Below are 17,925 nucleotides of genomic sequence, written 5' to 3'. Positions count from 1 at the left end.
TAGTTTATCTATCTGCTGAGAAAAAATACAATGGTGCATCTCTCTTTCAAAAGGAATCACGTGGAATTGCTCGACAAACTGAACTGGCGCTATGCCACCAAGGCGATGGACCCGACGCGCAAGGTGCCGCAGGAGAAGATGGACCGGATCATCGAAGCGGCGCGCCTGGCGCCGACGTCGTCCGGCCTGCAGCCCTATGAAATCCTGATCGTGAAGAATCAGGCACTGCGTGCCAAGATCAAGGACGTCGCCTGGAATCAGGCGCAAGTCGTCGACGCCTCGCACCTGCTGGTCTTTGCGGCCTGGGACAACTACACGCCCGAGCGGATCAACCACATGTTCGACCTGACCAACGAAGTGCGCGGTTTCCGCAACGAAGGCTGGGAAGCCTATCGCCAGCAACTGCTGTCGACCTACCCGGGCCGCGATGCACAGGTGAACTTCGAGCACGCGGCGCGCCAGGCCTACATCGGTTTCAGCGCGGCGATGATCGCAGCCGCCTTCGAGGAAGTCGATTGCACGCCGATGGAAGGCTTCGATCCGGCCGCTGTCGACAGCATTCTGAATCTCGGCGAACGCCACCTGCGCAGCGTGGTCATTCTGCCGCTGGGCTACCGCAAGACCGAAGATGACTGGCTGGCAGGCCTGGCGAAAGTACGCCGCCCGCTCGACCAGTTCGTCAGCGAAATCGACTGATCCTCGTTTTGCCGTAACCTGCCGGGCGGCGTCGATCTGCACGCGCCGCCCTATTCCCCAATGATGATCAGGGGAGTGACTCACCATCCCGGTATTGCCCTAGGCATCGCCCCTGCCCTCTGCGTTCGCGCATGAGGCGTCATGGGCCGGCCCCGGCCATGGTCGCCGCTCTTCGGTGGCCCCGACCATCACCGTTGGTTAGTTACTTTTTTGGCGAGTGGGATAGGGAACGTCACCATCCGGATCAGTCCATCAACCTTCAGCACCTAATCTATGCGCTCCCTTTTAATGCGGGCGTGTTTGCAACATGAACCCGGTTCGCCCGCCCCCTTTGCGTTCACGCAAAGCCGCGCACGCCCCTACCCCGTATATTTTTTTCCTGCGGGCTCTTGCCCGCGCGGAGGATCCGCGTCGTGCAGGTCCATGCCGCTGTGCCCACCGCGGGAATTGCGATGCCGAACTTCGAGCGCTCGAGCCTGAACCGGAAGCTGACCATCATCTCGCTGCTCTCGACCGCGACGGCGTTGCTGTTCGTGTTCGGCGCGTTTGCCGTCACCTCCATCCACAACCACCGCCGCGCCGAAGCTGCGCAATTGACGGCATTCGCGCGCGTCATCGGCGCGGCCTGCGCCGGCGACCTGATGCTGGTCGATCGCAAGCAGGCCAGCGCGACGCTGTCGGCCCTCGAAGCCCGCCAGAGCGTGTCGGCCGCCGTACTGTACGACCGCTTCGGCCAGCCCATCGCCGCCTACCACACGCCGGGACGCCAGGCCGCCGCCCTCGCGCCGCTGGACGACATCGAGGCCGGCACGCTCGAGCGGATCAACCGCGGCGGCCGCGCGCTGCTGGCGCGCCACATGCGCGTGGTGCAGGCAGTGCAGCACGGCGAACTGGTGGTGGGCGCGGTGATGATCGAGGCTGACCTGTTGCCGATGTGGCTCGACATCGCCACCAGCCTGGGCGTGATCGGGCTGGCGATGGGCGCGGCGCTGCTCGTGTCGCTGGTGCTGGCCGGGCGGCTCAAGCACAGCATCGCCGAGCCGATCACCAAGCTGATCCAGGCTGCGCACAAGGTCTCGGCCAGCCAGAACTACGGCCTGCGGATCCCGCACACGCGCAGCGATGAACTGGGCGTGCTGATCGACAGCTTCAACGGCATGCTGGCGCAGATCGAAGAGCGCGGCGCCGCCCTGCTGCACCATCGCGACGAGCTCGAACGCCAGGTCGGCGTGCGCACCGAGCAGCTCGAGAAAGCCAAGAATGCGGCCGAAGCGGCCAGCCGCGCCAAGAGCGGCTTTCTGGCCACGATGAGCCACGAGATCCGCACGCCGATGAATGGCGTGCTGGGCATGACCGACATGCTGCTCGCCACGTCGCTCACCGACGCCCAGCGCAACTACACGCAGCTGGTGAAACGCTCGGGCGAGCACCTCCTGGTGATCATCAACGACATCCTCGATTTTTCCAAGATCGAAGCCGGCAAGCTCACGATCGAGTACATCAACTTCAACCTGTGGGACCTGCTCGACGAGATCCACAAGGTGTACACGCCGCAAGCCGCGGCCAAGGGCCTGGCGTGCGACTTCGACATTGCCAACGACATCCCGGTGGCGATCTGCGGCGATCCGAACCGGCTGCGCCAGATCCTGGCCAACCTGCTGGGCAACGCGCTCAAGTTCACCGACGATGGCCGCATCCTGGCCCGCGTGCGCGTGGCGGGCGAAGACCCGCAACAGGTCGTGCTGCGCTTCGAAGTGCACGACACGGGCATCGGCATTTCGCGCGAAGCACGGGCGCGCCTGTTCAACGCCTTCTCGCAGGCGGACGACTCAACCACCCGCAAGTACGGCGGCACCGGCCTTGGGCTGGCGATTTCAAAGCAGATCGTCGAGCTGATGAACGGCGCCATCGGGGTCGAGAATGCACAGCAGCGCGGCTCGGTCTTCTGGTTCACGGTCAGCTTCGACAAGCACCGGGTCGACCCGGACGCGCCGGGCCATCACCTCAACACACTCGATGGCCTGCGCGTGCTGGTCGTCGACGAGCAGGATGGCAGCCGCAAGGCGCTGGTGCAGCAGCTGACAGCGTGGCATGCGCAGTGCGACGACGTCGGTGGCGCGCTCGCCTTCGAGTGGCTGGTCAACGCGGCCCGCGCCGGCCGGCCCTACGATGCGGCGGTGCTGGACATGGAACTGTGCGAGACCAGCGGCCTGGCCCTGGCCGCCGCAGTGCGCGCCGAACCGCTGGCGCGCGACACGCACCTGGTGCTGCTCAGCCCCGAACGGCTGGCCGCCGATCCGGTACAGCGGCGCGAAGCGGGCGTGGCGTACCAGCTGGTCAAACCGGCGCGCGCGGCCGATCTGTATGCGTGCCTGGCGGTGCGGGCGGCGCGGCTGCAGCGGCCGGCGGCGCCGCCGGCCGAAGGCAGCGGCCAGGAACCGGCGCTGCATCCGGCCAGGCGCGCGCGGCGCGTGCTGCTGGCCGAAGACAACCCGGTCAATGTCGAAGTCGCCCGCGCGATGCTGGAGAGCCTGGGCCTCGAAACGGGCTGCGCGAAAAACGGCCAGGAAGCGCTGCGCGCCGTGCACGAAGGCCGTTGGGACGCGGTGCTGATGGATTGCCAGATGCCGGTGATGGACGGCTTTGCGGCCACCGGCGAGATCCGGCGCCACGAGCGCGAGATGGGCCGACAGCGCGGGCTACCCGTGATCGCAATCACCGCCAACGCGCTGCAGGGCGACCGCGAAGCCTGCCTGGCGGCGGGCATGGACGATTACCTGTCCAAGCCCTTCACACAGCAGCAGCTGGCCACCGTCATCGGCCGCTGGATCGCGATGCCGCTGCTGTCGGCGCGCGAGCATGGCGACGAGCCCGTCGTCGAGATCGCGCCAGCGACGCCGCTGCCGCTGCCGTCAGCCCGGCCTGCGCCGGCGACGGCTCCTGCACCCACGCGCACCGATCCGCGCACCGACCCGCGCACTACCCCAGGCGCCGATCCGATCAACCGCACCGCCCTGGAGAATATCCGCGCCCTGAGCCACGACGACGGCGACGCGCTCGTGCAGAAGGTGATCGCCGCCTATGTCGGCGACACGCCGCGTCAGTTGCATGCGCTGCGCCAGGCGCTGGGCGAAGGCGATGCCGAAAGCGTGCGGCGCGTGGCCCACGGCCTCAAATCGGCCAGCGCCAATATCGGCGCCACGCACTTATCCAGCCTGTGCCGCGAACTCGAGCAACTGGGACGCAGCGGCAATGTCGACAGCGGCGGCCCGCTGCTGGCCGACCTGGCACGCGAATTTCGCGCGGTAAGACTGTCGCTGCACGCAGCGCTTGAAAAGGAATCCTGACATGCCTTCCGCTCCCACCCAGCGCGTGACGGTCCTGGTTGCCGACGACGATCCGGTCATGCGGATGCTGATGCTCGAGATGCTGGCGCAGGTTGGCCTGGACGGGATCCAGGCCGGCGACGGCATCGACGCCCTCGACCAGGCCCGCACCGGCCAGCCCGACCTGATCCTGATGGACGTCGACATGCCGCGCATGGACGGTTTTGCTGCGTGCCGCGCGATCCGCGCCGCCGAACGCGATGGCGTCTGCGTGCCGGTCATCATGGTGACCGGCAGCGACGACATCGAAGCCGTCACCCACGCCTACGAAGTGGGCGCGACCGATTTCGTGTCCAAGCCGATCAACTGGCAGATCCTCGGGCACCGCGTGCTGTACGTGCTGCGCGCCAGCGACGCCATCGCCCGCCTGCGCATCGCCGACGCCCAGAACCGCGCCGTGCTGGCGGCGATTCCCGATACCTTCTTTCGCCTGAATGCCGACGGCTTCTATCTGGATTACGAGCAGGGTCACGAACGTCCCGGTCACGAACAACCTGGCCAGGGCAGCCTTACCCGCCCGGACCCGCCCGACAGCGCCGGCGCCCGCTTCATCGGCAGACACCTGACCGCGACGCTGCCGCCGGACATCGCCGGGCGCATGCTGGAGCAGATGAAGGCCGTGCTGACCACGCACCAGGTGCGCTCGGTTGAATACGAACTGGTCGACGCCGGCGTGGCCCAGCATTTCGAGGCGCGCCTGGTGGCCACCAGTTCGTCCGAAGTGCTGGGTCTCGTGCGCGATATCAGCGAGCGCAAACGCACCGAAGAACAGATCCGGCGCCTGGCCTATTGCGACGGCCTGACAGGGATCCCGAACCGCCAGGCGTTCCTGGAAACGCTCGAACGCGAGCTGCACCGCTCACGGATCGGCAACAAGAAGTTCGCGGTGCTGTTCATGGACCTCGACGCATTCAAGCGCATCAACGACACGCTTGGCCACAATGCGGGCGACCAGCTGCTCAAGATGGTGTCCGAGCGCCTGCGCGAGACCACGCGCCCGAGCGACGTGGTCTCGCGCGGCGACGGCGGCGAAGTGAACGAAGACGGCGCCAGCAACCTGGCGCGCCTGGGCGGCGACGAATTCACGATCCTGATCCCGGACCTCGAACGGGTCGAGCACGCGCTCAACGTCGCGCACCGGGTCAAGGAAGCGATGCAGCGTTCGTTCATCATCGAAGGCAACGAGATCTTCGTCACGGCCAGCATTGGCATCTCGCTGTTCCCGGAAGACGGCGACGATTGCGTCTCGCTCCTCAAGTTTGCCGACACCGCGATGTACCATGCCAAGAGCTGTGGCAAGAACAACGCGAAGCTGTACAGCTCATCGCTGACGATGCAGATCATGAGCCACGTGAAGCTTGAGGTCGGCCTGCGCCGTGCACTGCAGAACGACGAGCTGTACCTGGTCTACCAGCCGCAACGCGATGTAGCCAGCGCGGAGATCGTCGGCGTCGAAGCGCTGGTGCGCTGGCGCCATCCCGAACGGGGCCTGATTGCGCCGACCGAATTCATTCCGCTGGCCGAAGAGACGGGCCTGATCGTGCCGATCGGCGAATGGGTGCTGCGCACCGCCTGCCGCCAGGCGCGCACGTGGCAGCGCCTGACGCAGCGCACGCTGCGCATCGCGGTGAACCTGTCAGCCAAGCAGTTCAAGGACGAGAACCTGTCGCAGATCGTGCTCTCGGCGCTGCTCGACACGGGACTCGAACCGCGCCTGCTCGAACTGGAGCTCACCGAAGGCACGCTGATGGACGATGCGCGCGCCACGATGGTCACGCTCGAACGCCTGCGCAATATCGGCGTGCACCTGTCGATCGACGACTTCGGCACGGGGTATTCGTCGATGAATTACCTGAAGCGCTTCGACGTGCGCGCACTGAAAATCGACCGCAGCTTCATTTCGGGACTGCCGCAGGATTCCGAAAACGCAGCCATCACGCGCGCGATCATCGCGATGGCGCACGGGCTGAAGATGGTCGTGGTGGCCGAAGGCGTCGAGACGGGCGAGCAGCTCTTGCTGCTCGAAGAATATGGCTGCGATCTGGTGCAGGGCTACTATCTTGGCCACCCGTCCGGCGCCGAGACGATCACCGAGCTGCTGCAGGTCGTGCAGCTGGTGCTGCCGGCCAGGTAAGGCCGGCAGCACCAGCCGATTCAGGGATGGAGGCGCAGCGTGTAGCGCGCCGCGCCCGGCAACAACGGCGTCGGCGTGCCATCGACCCAGGCTCCGTGCCCGGTCAGGAAAAACGGCGACAGCGGATGCCCGCTCTGCCCGCCCGGCATATTGTACAAACCCTCTTCTTCCCGCCCCGGTGAGACGACCAGGCGTTCGGACTGGCCGAACTTCGGCCCCGCCACGCGCGGCATGTGCGCATCGCCGGCCAGCTGGTCGGCCGGTGCGGCGAGCCAGGGCCGCAGCGCCGGCACTGCCATGCTGATCGGATGCGCAACGCCTGCCGTATTGCGCTGCCCCCAGGTGGCTTGCGCCAGTGGCGTGCCGGCGTCCTGCAGCGCGGCGATCGCACGGTCCACCGCGGCCAGTTGCAGCGCCTGCCAATCGGCGTGGCCCGGTGGCAGCCAGCCCGCAGGTCGTGCGTCGAGCAGGCGCGCCACCACGGCCGGCCAGCGCGCGCTGGCGCCGGCAGCGCTGGCCTTTGGGTCGAGGTCTTTCAGCGCCAGATTGGCGCCGCCGTACAGCAGGTCGTGCAGCGCCCACATGAAGTCGCGCGCGAGGCGGTAGCCGACCGAATTCACACTGGCGCGGCCATCCCAGCTGGTCTCGAGCAGGCGCCGGAACTCGGCGCGCGCCGGATGTGCTGCCAGCGCCCCGGCGTCGAGCGCGGCCAGCGCGCGTTCGCGCCAGGCACCGATCAGGATCGCGCGGTCGTCCAGCGCCGCGTCGAACGCGCGCCGCACGTCGGTCTGCGCACCCAAAGCGGCCAGGCCATCGTGCAGCTGGTGGTTGCGCATGCCCAGGTCGTAGCCGCCGTCGCCCAGCAGCGCGTAACCGGCGCCCATCAACTGGCGGCTGTTGGCAGTGGTGAGCTGGCCGTTGGCGGGATTGACTACACGCGGATGCGCTGCATAAGGCAGCGCCCCCGACCAGGTCGGCGTTGCCGCATCGGGCGTGAGCGGAAACGTCGTGTCGCTCGGCGCGGTCGTGCGCCGTGGCAGCAGGCCGGCGATTGTCCAGCCGATATTCCCCTGCGCGTCGCCGGCCACGAAGTTCTGCGCCGGGATGCCATCGCTGGCCGCCGTCGCCAGCGCGGCAGCCAGCGTGGCGCTTGACTCAAGTTTGAGATGCTGCATGTTCAGCGCCGCCGGATCGTGCGCGATCCAGTGCACGGCGTAGCTGCGGCCGGCGACCTCGCGGATCGGGCCAAGCGAGGTCTCGCGAACCACCATCCGTTCGGCCGGCGCGCCTTTCACCAGGATCGACTCGACGTGTTCCTGCGGCGTTTCCCACTGGCCCGCCAACTTGACCTGGCCCGGGCGCGCGGCGTCGACGCCTAGCTCAACCAGGTCCAGCGCATCGGCGTAGCTGTTGGTGAAGGCCCACGCCACCTGGCCATTGCTGCCGACGATGACCGAAGGCGGCGCGCCGGGCAGGCTCACGCCGACCAGGCGCCGCTGGCCGCCGGGCGCCGCCGGATCGGGAAAGCGCAGCGCCAGCCGGTACCAGATGTTGGGCAATTGCAGGCCGAGGTGCATATCGTCGGCGACGATCGCCGCACCGTTGGTGCTGCGGCTGCCGGCCAGTGCGTAGTTGTTGCTGCCAACGGAATCGGTCACGTCGAGACCGGCCAGCTTGACGGGGGCATCCGGAAGGTTTGGCGCCCCACCCCACCAGGCTGGCGCATGCGCCGGAATCGGGGCCGGCGCTGGCGGAACGCCGCCATCGAGCGTGGTGTCGAATGCGGTCGCCTCGGGCAGCAGAAAGGCCAGTTGCGCGGCGTCGCTGTGCTCGCGCAGCCAGCCGCGCGCCAGTTCACGCGACGCCTGCATGCCTTGCAGGTCGATGTACATGGCCCAGACGACGAGCAGCGAATCGGCGCCATGCCACGGACGCTGCGCCGCGCCAGTCAGTGCGTATTCGAACGGCCGCGCGTTCAGCGCCGCCAGGCCGGCGTTGACACCGGTCGCGTAGCGTTCGAGCAGCGCACGCTCGGCCGGCGTCAGGCGCGCGAACGTGGCCTGGGCGCGGGAAGCGAAACGGTGCAGCCGGTTGGCGCGGTCGAGGGGCACGGCGCGCGGACCGAACAACTCGGCCAGCTCGCCGGATGCCGTGCGGCGCAGCAGGTCCATCTGGAAGAAGCGTTCCTGGGCATGCACGAAGCCGGTCGCATATGCCACGTCTAGCCGCGTCGCGCCGGTGATCATGGGCACGCCGCTCGCATCGCGCTCGATGCGCACCTCGGCCGACAGGCCTGCGCCTTGGCGCGCGCCGTCGAGCTGCGGCAGGCTGGCGCGCAGGAACAGCCAGGCGCCCAGCAGTACCAGCAGCACGAGGCCCAGCAACGCGGCCAAGCCGCGCAATGTCCATTTCTTCCATCCCTGCATGGTGTCTCCCTAAGTGCTGCACTCGTGCTGCGCTAGTGCCGTGTATGTTGCCAGATAACTGTGCCACAAAGAAACGAGGCCCGCGTAAACGGGCCTCGTCGAGAGCTTGCCGGCGCATCTGCCAGCGCATTTGCCAACGATCACGCCTACGTGCTGCGCCGATCGAGCATCGCGCGCGCAATGGTGCCCGCGTCGACGTACTCGAGTTCGCCGCCAACGGGAACGCCACGCGCCAGGCGGCTGACCTTGAGACCGCGCGCCTTGAGCATTTCGCTGATGTAGTGCGCGGTGGCTTCGCCCTCGTTGGTGAAATTGGTGGCCAGCACCACTTCGCCCACCACCTCGTCGGTGGCGCGCGTCACCAGCTTTTCCAGATGCAGGTCGCGCGGCCCGATATTGTCCAGCGGCGACAGGCGCCCCATCAGCACGAAGTACAGGCCGCGCCAGGTCAGCGTCTGCTCGACCATCAACTGGTCGGCCGGCGTTTCGACCACGCACAGCAGCGTGTGGTCGCGCTCGGGATCGGCGCACAGGTCGCAGATCTCGATGTCCGAGAAGGTATTGCACTTGATGCAGTGGTGCACCGTGTCGACCGCCTGGTACAGCGCGCGCGACAGTTGTGCGGCGCCCTCGCGGTCATGCTGGAGCAGGTGAAACGCCATGCGCTGGGCGGACTTGGGCCCCACGCCAGGCAGGCGCCGGAGCGATTCGATGAGAAATTCGAGGGATGTCGACATGGATGGGTGAATAAAACGGCCCGCCGGCATGGCGCCGGCAGGGCCGCATCATCCCTGGATCAGAAAGGCATCTTGAAGCCAGGCGGCAGGCCCGGCATGCCGGCGGTCACGCCGCTCATTTTTTCAGCGGCGGTGGCTTCGGCCTTGCGCGACGCGTCGTTGAATGCAGCAGCCACCAGGTCTTCCAGCATGTCGCGGTCGTCGCCAAGCAGCGACGGGTCGATCGTGACGCGCTTGACGTCGTTCTTGCAGGTCATGACGACCTTGACGAGGCCGGCGCCCGACTGGCCTTCGACTTCGACCAGGGCCAGCGCTTCCTGCGCCTTTTTCATGTTGTCCTGCATGGCTTGCGCCTGTTTCATCAAGCCTGCGAGCTGGTTCTTCATCATGGTGTGGTTCTCCAAATGGGGTTATCTGTAGTGATTGGATCAGGCGATCTTGACCGAGCCGGGCACGACGAACGCATCGAAGCGTTGCTCGAGTTCCTGCACGAGCGGGTCGGCCGCGACCAGGGCCTCGGCCTCGCGCTGGCGCGCCTCGCGCGCCGCTTTCTGTTCGGCGCCGGCGGTGTACCAGACCGGGCCGATATCGGACTCCACGCAGACGCGCAGGTTCGGGAAATGTTCTTGCAGCGCCGCCGCCAGCTTTTCGCTGTTGCCGCTGGCGCGCAGCGTGTCGACCGGGACGCGCAGGCGGAACGTGACCGCATTATCACGCGCTTCGCACGCAACCAGCTCGGTCTGCAACGCCAGTTGCTGGGCCACGCCGCGCAGCGGCAGGCTGCCGGCCAGCGCCGGCCAGTTGCCGTCCCAGTCGATCTCGGGGACCGGCGTGATGACGTAGGCGTGCGGCGCCACGCGCGGCGCACGCATAGCTGCAGCTGCAGCCGCGGCCGGAGCGGGAGCAACCACGACGGCTGGCGCGGCCTCGGTGGTGACGGTGGCCACGGCCGTGTCGTCCGAAAACTCGGTGACCCAGGACGGCACGTCATCATCAGGTGGCTGCTGGGCGCGCAGCGCCGGCTGCGGCGCTGCGATCGCTTGCGCCTGCGCGGGTGCAACGGATTGCGCGACGGCCTGCTGGCCACCGCCATCCCATGGCGGCGCAGACCGGCCTTGCGGCGCCGAAGAAGCCGAAGACGACGCGTGCATCGTGGCGCCCGGGCCCGGCGCGGCCGGCGCGGAAGGCCGCGGTGGCGGTGGTGCAGGATCGGCAGCCGGCGCCGGCGCGGACTCGGGACGCTTGTTGCCGCTTGGTCGCATGCCGGCGCCGGCGCGTGCTGCTTCCAGCGCCGCATTGATGGCAGCCCGCGCCGATGTCATCGGCGGCGCACCGGGCGCGGAGGCACCCGTCGGTGCGGCAGGCATTGGCGGCGGTGGCGCTGCTGCTGGCACTGCGGGACGTGGCGCAGATGCCGCTGGCGTCGCTGCGGTAGCGGGTGCCGCCGACGCAGCCGCGCGCGGCGTCACCGCTGCATGGCTGGCTGCAGCAGCGGCCGCCGCGCGGGCGCCAGGCACATTGATCGGTGCGGCAGCGGGCGGGGCCTGGACCTCGGCGCCGCCCTGGCCGGGGCGAAACGCCAGCATGCGCAGCAGCGTCATGGTGAAGCCCGCGTATTCATCAGGCGCAAGACCGATCTCGTTACGGCCATGCACGGCGATCTGGTAATACAGCTGTACCTCTTGCGGCTCGAACAGGCCGGCCAGGCGCATGATGTCGGCCAGCTCGGGCAAATCCTGCGGCACCGCGCCCGGTACCGATTGCGCCAGCGCGATACGGTGCAGCAGCGTGCCCAGGTCTTGCAGCGCGCCGTTGTACGACAGGCTGCGGCTGGCCATTTCATCGGCCACCGTCATCAGGTCGGCGCCGTCCTGCGCGGCGAGCGCATCGAGCAGGCGCACCAGATACGACTGGTCGAGCGCGCCGAGCATGCCCTGCACCGATTCGAGCGTGACCTGGCCGGCAGCATAGGCAATGGCCTGGTCGGTCAGCGACAGCGCATCGCGCATCGAGCCGTGGGCGCCTTGCGCCAGCAGGCGCAGCGCCGGCTGCTCGAACGTGACGCCTTCTTGCCCCAGGATGTCTTCAAGGTGGCCGACAATGTGCCCGGGCGGCATCTGCTTGAGGTTGAACTGCAGGCAGCGCGACAGCACCGTCACGGGAATCTTTTGCGGATCGGTGGTGGCAAGGATGAACTTGACGTGCGGCGGCGGTTCTTCGAGCGTCTTGAGCATCGAATTGAACGCGTGGTTCGTCAGCATGTGCACCTCGTCGATCATGTAGACCTTGAAGCGCGCATTGCTTGGCGCGTAGACCGCCTGTTCGAGCAATTGGGCCATCTCGTCGACGCCGCGGTTGGACGCCGCATCCATCTCGATGTAATCGACAAAGCGGCCGGCATCGATGGCGACGCAGGCTTCGCAGACGCCACACGGCTGCTCGGTGATGCCGCCCTGCCCGTCCGGGCCAATGCAATTGAGCGACTTGGCCAGGATGCGCGACAGCGTGGTCTTGCCGACCCCGCGGGTACCCGTGAACAGATAGGCGTGGTGCAGCCGCCCGGTGCGCAGGGCGTGGCTCAGTGCACGGACGACGTGCTCCTGGCCGACCAGCGTATCGAAATTCTTGGGACGGTATTTGCGGGCGAGGACTTGATAGGACATGCCACGATTTTACCGCAGATGACGCCCGCCGCGGACATTCGGCGGATGCGCTGGCATACAAGACGGCACGCGGCGCTGATGACAGGCGTGACGGCGCCGTGCTAGCGAACGTGATGCAAAAAAGGGGGGCCAAACAGAAAATACGAACGCGTAATCACGCGAAGAACAACGAAAGAGGCGAGCCTGATCTGCGGCACTTGCGGTGAACGGCTTTGGCTGCTTCGTTCCCGACCTGACCAGGTAAACCATGCCGCAATGCGCAGGGGCCCGCCAGCGCGAATTATACCCCACGCACGCGGTTTGGGGAAATGGCCGGCGACATGCATCGCCGGCCACTGTCATCAGATCCCCAGCTCTTGCCAGATTGCATCCACGCGCGCCTTGACGTCCGGCGCCATCACGATCGGCGTGCCCCACTCGCGGTTGGTCTCGCCCGGCCATTTATTGGTCGCGTCGATGCCCATCTTGCTGCCCAGGCCACTGATCGGCGATGCAAAGTCCAGGTAATCGATGGGCGTATTGTCGACCAGCACCGTGTCGCGGGTCGGATCGACACGTGTCGTGATCGCCCAGATCACTTCTTTCCAGTCGCGCACATTGACGTCTTCGTCGACCACCACGATGAACTTGGTATACATGAACTGGCGCAGGAAACTCCAGACGCCGAACATCACGCGCTTGGCGTGGCCCGCGTACTGCTTCTTCATCTGCACGACTGCCATGCGATAGCTGCAGCCTTCCGGCGGCAGATAGAAGTCGGTGATTTCGGTGAACTGTTTCTGCAGCAACGGGATGAACACTTCATTGAGCGCCACGCCCAGCACGGCCGGCTCATCCGGCGGTTTGCCCGTGTAGGTCGAGTGGTAGATCGGGTCGCGCCGCATCGTGATGCGGTCAATGGTAAACACCGGGAAACTGTCCTGCTCATTATAGTAGCCAGTGTGGTCGCCATACGGCCCCTCGAGCGCATGCTCGAAACCGGTCGGGTGGTTCGCATCCGGATAGATATGCCCTTCCAGCACGATCTCGGCGGATGCCGGCACGCGCAGTTCGCTGCCAATCGCCTTGGTCAGCGTCGTGCGGCTGCCGCGCAGCAGGCCGGCAAACTGGTATTCGGACAGCGAATCAGGCACCGGCGTCACCGCGCCCAGGATCGTGGCCGGATCGGCGCCCAGCGCCACGGCGATCGGATACGGTTTGCCTGGATTGGACAGCGCGTGCTCGCGGAAGTCGAGCGCGCCGCCCCGGTGCGCCAGCCAGCGCATGATGACCTTGTTCCGGCCCAGCACCTGCTGGCGGTAGATGCCCAGGTTCTGGCGCTTCTTGTTCGGGCCCTTGGTAATCACCAGGCCCCAGGTAATCAATGGTGCGACGTCACCCGGCCAGCAATGCTGGATCGGCAGGCGGGCCAGGTCGACGTCCTGCCCTTCCCAGACGATCTCCTGGCAGGACGCGCCCTTGACCTCTTTTGGCGCCATGTCCCACACCGCTTTTACCAGCGAGCCCATCCCCATGATGTCGGCAAAGCCCTTGGGCGGCTCGGGTTCCTTCAGGCGCGCCAGCACGTGGCCGATGCGGCGCAGCTCGCTTACATCGTTCGCGCCCATCCCCAGCGCCACCCGCTTCGGCGTACCGAACAGATTGGCCAGCACCGGAATCGTGTGCCCGGCCGGCTTGGAAAACAGCAGCGCAGGACCCTCGGCGCGCAACGTGCGGTCGCACACTTCGGTCATTTCAAGGTGCGTCGAGACAGGAAAATCGACACGTTTGAGCTCACCCATGCGCTCCAATTGGGCCATAAAATCACGCAGATCTGTATATTTCATCAAGTTTTAAGCTTTTCTTCGGTTGCAGAACATTAGTGAAGCGACGCCGCCAAGTGATTGATTCGACAAGTGTTTCACGCTCATCAGTACGACCTTAATAACTGGAAGTTATATAGAACAGTCGTGCTAGGGTTGACTTGATATAAGCTCGCCCATACAATCCGTCCTACTTGATGAGTCAGCGATACCTTTTTTGACACAATTTTAGCTGTTCTCATGCATTCACGGGGTCGGGGCCCCACATGACATTGTAGGAGTGTTTTCAACGGGCGTCTGCCCACTCCCCCGAGACAGTTGTTGAGCCACTGGCACCAGTCCCCATGTTGGACGGCAGCCAGCTGAAGCGAGGCAATGACGGCGTTAGTCGGCCGCGTCGCGGCGACAAACGATTTTCTGATGCACGGTCCAGAGCACCCCACGTAACGCCTTTGGCGCGACGACGGGTTTCTTTTTGCCGCGACAAGGGGAAATTCGATGTTTCATCGTTTTATCATGAGCGCAAAGTTCATGCACTCCAGGGCCAGCCAGCCCATCACGGTATCCTCCGTGACCAAAACGGCACGCAGTGTTGTACAAACTGCGCGTTCTACCCTGACCGTATTCGGTCTTAGCGCTGTGGCCCTGATGGCCCTGATCTACTCCAACGACAGCGTCGCCAAGCGCGTCTCCGAGATGCTGCATCCGGAACCGGTCGTCGCCGTCAATATGTCGGCAGCACCTGTCGCTACGGTCGTGCCCGCAATGCAGGCCACGGCGCAGACGGTGGCCGTGGAAACGACCCATATGGGCACGTCGTCCGCCACGCTTGGCAACACCAAGCAGCAGCAGTACGTGACCAAGTGGCTGTCGAAGCGTTACCGCGTCGCCAGCGACGCCGCCAATATGCTGGTCTCGACCGCCTACATGACGGCGCACGACCTGAAACTCGATCCGCTCCTGATCCTGGCGGTGATGGCGATCGAATCGGGCCTGAACCCGTTCGCCGAGAGCGCGATGGGCGCCAAGGGCCTGATGCAAGTGATGGCCAAGGTCCACCACGACAAGTTCGAGAAAGTCGGCGGCCAGCAGGCAGCCCTCAATCCCGTGGCCAACATCCGTGTCGGCGCCTTGATCCTGAAAGACTACGTCAAGCGCACCGGTTCGGTCGAAGGCGGCCTGAAAACCTATGTGGGCGCCGCCGACATGGACAGCGACCAGGGCTATGGCGCGAAGGTCATCAACGAGTACCGCCTGCTGAACCAAGTCGCGAAAGGCCAGAACGTGCCGGCAATGAAGCGCAACAAGCCGACGCCGGCACCGATCGTCGTCAGCAAGCAGCCTGAAGCTGACAGCGTCAAGCCGGATGCAACGCCAGTGCCGGAAGCAACGGCCGCCGCCGCCACACCAGTGGTTGCATCGGACGCATTGGCCGGTCTATAAATTCAACGGCTCATCTGAAAACCACCGCTGCGGCGGTGGTTTTTTTATGTCCGTCGTAGGGTGGACGGGTCCCCCGTCCACGCGTTCACGAGTCCAATATGGCAACACGAAGCCGCCCGGTGTTGAACGCGTGGACGGCATAGCCGGCTCGCCCCCCCCCGTCCACCCTACGAGCAGGCATAAAAAAAGCCACCGGCTCGCGCACGGTGGCTTTTTACATGGTGCAGGCCAAACGATCAGCGGCGCTGATCGCCCGCCGCTTCGTCAGGACGCAGGCGCTGGGCCAGCTTGTCCAGCACGCCATTGACATACTTGTGGCCGTCGATACCGCCAAACGACTTGGTCAGCTCGACTGCTTCGTTGATCACGACGCGGTATGGCACTTCGGGATGGTTCTTCAGCTCGTACGCGCCCAGCAGCAGGACCGCGTGCTCGATCGGCGAGAGTTCGGCGATCGAACGGTCGATCAGCGGGGCGATCGACTCGCGCAGCTCGACCGAGGTGCTGATCGCGCCATTGAGCAGCGCCGAAAAGAACTCGCTGTCGGCTTTGTCGAAACCATGCGCGCTGCGGATATTGGCCGCCACGATGCGTGCCGGTTCATTGTTCAGCAGCCATTGGTACAGACCCTGGAGCGCGAACTCGCGCGCGCGGTGGCGCGGCGTGCGGTTCTTGCTCGGGTTGGCGTGCATATTCTTGTCAGTCATTGTTCTCTTGCCTTTAGTGTTATTCGTCTTCTGGCACCAGCTCGTCCAGCGCCATCAGCAGGTTGGCCATTTCGACGGCGACACGCGCGGCGTCGGCGCCTTTTTCGGCCATGCGCACTTCTGCCTGCGCATCGTTCTCGGTGGTCAGGATCGCGTTGGCGACCGGAATGCCGTAATCGAGGCCGATGCGGGTGATGCCTGCACCCGATTCGTTCGACACCAGCTCGAAGTGGTAGGTTTCACCGCGGATGACGGCGCCCAGCGCGATCAGCGCGTCGAACTGTTCGGTCACGGCCATGCGCTGCAGCGCCAGCGGCACTTCGAGTGCACCCGGCACGGTCACGTGCAGGATGTCTTCATCGGCCACGCCCAGGCGCTTGAGCTCAGCCAGGCACGACGACAGCAGGCCATTGCCCACGGTCTCGTTGAAGCGGGCCTGCACGATACCGATGCGCAGGTCTTCGCCCTGCATATTGCTTTCAAAAGTTCCTACCGTCATGACTGACCTCTTGTATTAGTTGGATGGGATGATTCAGGCGTCGGGACGCGGCACGTAGCCGGTCACTTCCAGGTCGAACCCGGTCATCGACGGCATCTTGCGGGGATTGGCCAGCAGCTGCATCTTGCGTACGCCCAGCGCGCGCAGGATCTGGGCGCCGATGCCATAGGTGCGCAGGTCCATCGACGCGGCGCGTGCGCCGGCGCGGTTGCCGCGTGCATCCTGCGGTGCCAGTTGCGCAAACAATTGCTCGGCTGTTTCGCCGCAATTGAGCAGCACGATCACGCCGGCATCGCTGGCCTTGATCGTGCGCATCGCCGAAGCCATGTCCCACGAGTGGGTGGTCGCGCGGTTTTCCAGCAGGTCGAGAATCGACACCGGCTGGTGCACGCGCACAAGCGCTTCTTTATCCGGCGACAGCTCGCCATGCACGAGCGCCAGGTGGGCCGAGCCGCTTGGTGCGTCGCGGAACGCCACCAGCTTGAATTCGCCCGCCTCGGTCGACAGCGCGCGTTCGGCAATGCGCTCGACCAGGCATTCGTTCTGGCTGCGGTAATGGATCAGGTCGGCAATGGTGCCGATCTTGAGGCCGTGCTCGCGGGCGAACTCGATCAGGTCGGGCAGGCGCGCCATCGTGCCGTCTTCCTTGATGATCTCGCAGATCACCGACGCAGGCGACAGGCCGGCCATCTGCGTCAGGTCGCAACCGGCTTCGGTATGGCCGGCGCGCATCAGGACGCCGCCCTTCTGGGCACGCAGCGGGAAGATGTGGCCCGGCTGGACCAGATCGTCCGGTACGGTGCCCTTGTGGACCGCCACCTGGATGGTACGCGCGCGGTCGGCCGCCGAGATACCGGTGGTCACGCCTTCGGCGGCTTCGATCGAGACGGTGAAATTGGTGCCGAACGAGGTGCCGTTCTTGGACGTCATCATCGGCAGGGCCAGCTGATCGCAGCGTTCTTCGGTCAGGGTCAGGCAGACCAGGCCACGGGCGTGGCGGATCATGAAATTGATCGCCTCCGGGGTGACGAAATCGGCTGCAAGCACGAGGTCGCCTTCGTTTTCGCGATCTTCTTCGTCGACCAGAATGACCATGCGGCCAGCGCGCAGTTCGGCGACGATTTCCTCAGTGCTGGAAATGGACATACAGATTCCTTGAAACAGGGGTTTTGCGTAATCCGCTATTTTAAAGGATTTACAGACGCCCAACGGCATTCCCGATGGCCACAGCGCCAAATTGACAGCACGATGTGCCCTTGTCGTCAACCATGCGTTGCCAATAGACAACCACAGGTGACCGCGTGTCGGTTAATTGTTAAGCTTGTTCATTCGCGTGGCAAGCCCGCGGCACGACTGTCACCAACTGGATTATGATTAACACATTATTGCCGTATTTACCCTTCCACCGCGGCAGTCTTTCCGACGGAGTTCC

The 17,925-nt window shown here is 65.4% G+C and carries 12 protein-coding genes and 1 other RNA gene; 4 read left to right on the top strand and 9 right to left on the bottom strand.

All coding sequences use genetic code 11. From position 1 onward, the window contains the following. Positions 1 to 60: 60 nt before the first annotated feature. The 3 genes from AC1MGT_RS19360 to AC1MGT_RS19350 all read left to right on the top strand — a co-directional run bounded on the left by AC1MGT_RS19360 (position 61) and on the right by AC1MGT_RS19350 (position 6,216). On the top strand, positions 61 to 696 hold the full coding sequence (locus tag AC1MGT_RS19360) for an NAD(P)H-dependent oxidoreductase (protein ID WP_499501631.1): 636 nt from the start codon (positions 61 to 63) through the stop codon (positions 694 to 696). Positions 697 to 1,148: 452 nt separating this feature from the next. After that, a complete protein-coding gene (locus AC1MGT_RS19355; RefSeq protein ID WP_499501630.1) occupies positions 1,149 to 4,043 on the top strand; it encodes a hybrid sensor histidine kinase/response regulator in 2,895 nt (964 codons plus the stop codon). 1 nt (position 4,044) lies between these two features. Continuing rightward, complete coding sequence (locus tag AC1MGT_RS19350; RefSeq protein ID WP_499501629.1) at positions 4,045 to 6,216, top strand: putative bifunctional diguanylate cyclase/phosphodiesterase; 2,172 nt, start codon at positions 4,045 to 4,047, stop codon at positions 6,214 to 6,216. A gap of 20 nt (positions 6,217 to 6,236) precedes the next feature. Here the strand turns inward: AC1MGT_RS19350 and AC1MGT_RS19345 are convergent, their stop codons facing one another. The 6 genes from AC1MGT_RS19345 to ubiD form a co-directional block, all read right to left on the bottom strand. Then, complete coding sequence (locus tag AC1MGT_RS19345; RefSeq protein ID WP_499501628.1) at positions 6,237 to 8,642, bottom strand: penicillin acylase family protein; 2,406 nt, start codon at positions 8,640 to 8,642, stop codon at positions 6,237 to 6,239. A gap of 146 nt (positions 8,643 to 8,788) precedes the next feature. Beyond that, entirely contained in the window at positions 8,789 to 9,379 is a 591-nt protein-coding gene (gene recR / locus AC1MGT_RS19340; RefSeq protein ID WP_499452960.1) for a recombination mediator RecR, read from the bottom strand. A gap of 59 nt (positions 9,380 to 9,438) precedes the next feature. Further along, entirely contained in the window at positions 9,439 to 9,768 is a 330-nt protein-coding gene (locus AC1MGT_RS19335) for a YbaB/EbfC family nucleoid-associated protein (RefSeq protein ID WP_183550557.1), read from the bottom strand. 39 nt (positions 9,769 to 9,807) lie between these two features. Further along, positions 9,808 to 12,042: a DNA polymerase III subunit gamma/tau gene (locus tag AC1MGT_RS19330; protein ID WP_499501627.1), complete on the bottom strand. Its 2,235-nt coding sequence runs from the start codon at positions 12,040 to 12,042 to the stop codon at positions 9,808 to 9,810. A 173-nt stretch (positions 12,043 to 12,215) separates the two neighbouring features. Next, positions 12,216 to 12,314: signal recognition particle sRNA small type (gene ffs, locus AC1MGT_RS19325), an RNA gene on the bottom strand. 69 nt (positions 12,315 to 12,383) lie between these two features. Further along, positions 12,384 to 13,868, bottom strand: coding sequence for a 4-hydroxy-3-polyprenylbenzoate decarboxylase (ubiD, locus tag AC1MGT_RS19320; RefSeq protein WP_499501626.1), 1,485 nt, complete (start codon positions 13,866 to 13,868; stop codon positions 12,384 to 12,386). A gap of 621 nt (positions 13,869 to 14,489) precedes the next feature. Here ubiD and AC1MGT_RS19315 point away from each other — a divergent pair. Then, positions 14,490 to 15,287, top strand: a complete 798-nt coding sequence (locus AC1MGT_RS19315; protein WP_499504327.1) for a transglycosylase SLT domain-containing protein — start codon at positions 14,490 to 14,492, stop codon at positions 15,285 to 15,287. 236 nt (positions 15,288 to 15,523) lie between these two features. Here AC1MGT_RS19315 and nusB read toward each other — a convergent pair whose 3' ends face one another. From nusB to ribBA, 3 genes are read right to left on the bottom strand one after another with little or no spacing between them, the layout of a single operon-like run. Next, a complete protein-coding gene (gene nusB, locus AC1MGT_RS19310; protein ID WP_183550548.1) occupies positions 15,524 to 15,994 on the bottom strand; it encodes a transcription antitermination factor NusB in 471 nt (156 codons plus the stop codon). A 19-nt stretch (positions 15,995 to 16,013) separates the two neighbouring features. After that, a complete protein-coding gene (gene ribH, locus AC1MGT_RS19305; RefSeq protein ID WP_183550546.1) occupies positions 16,014 to 16,493 on the bottom strand; it encodes a 6,7-dimethyl-8-ribityllumazine synthase in 480 nt (159 codons plus the stop codon). Positions 16,494 to 16,526: 33 nt separating this feature from the next. Continuing rightward, positions 16,527 to 17,639 (bottom strand): bifunctional 3,4-dihydroxy-2-butanone-4-phosphate synthase/GTP cyclohydrolase II, encoded by a 1,113-nt coding sequence (ribBA, locus tag AC1MGT_RS19300; RefSeq protein ID WP_499501625.1) that lies wholly within the window; start codon positions 17,637 to 17,639, stop codon positions 16,527 to 16,529. Positions 17,640 to 17,925 lie beyond the last annotated feature (286 nt).

It is taken from the genome of Telluria sp. BA11 (assembly GCF_056680305.1).
Note: the sequence above shows the minus strand (reverse complement) of the source record. Positions and strands in the feature narration are given on the sequence as shown.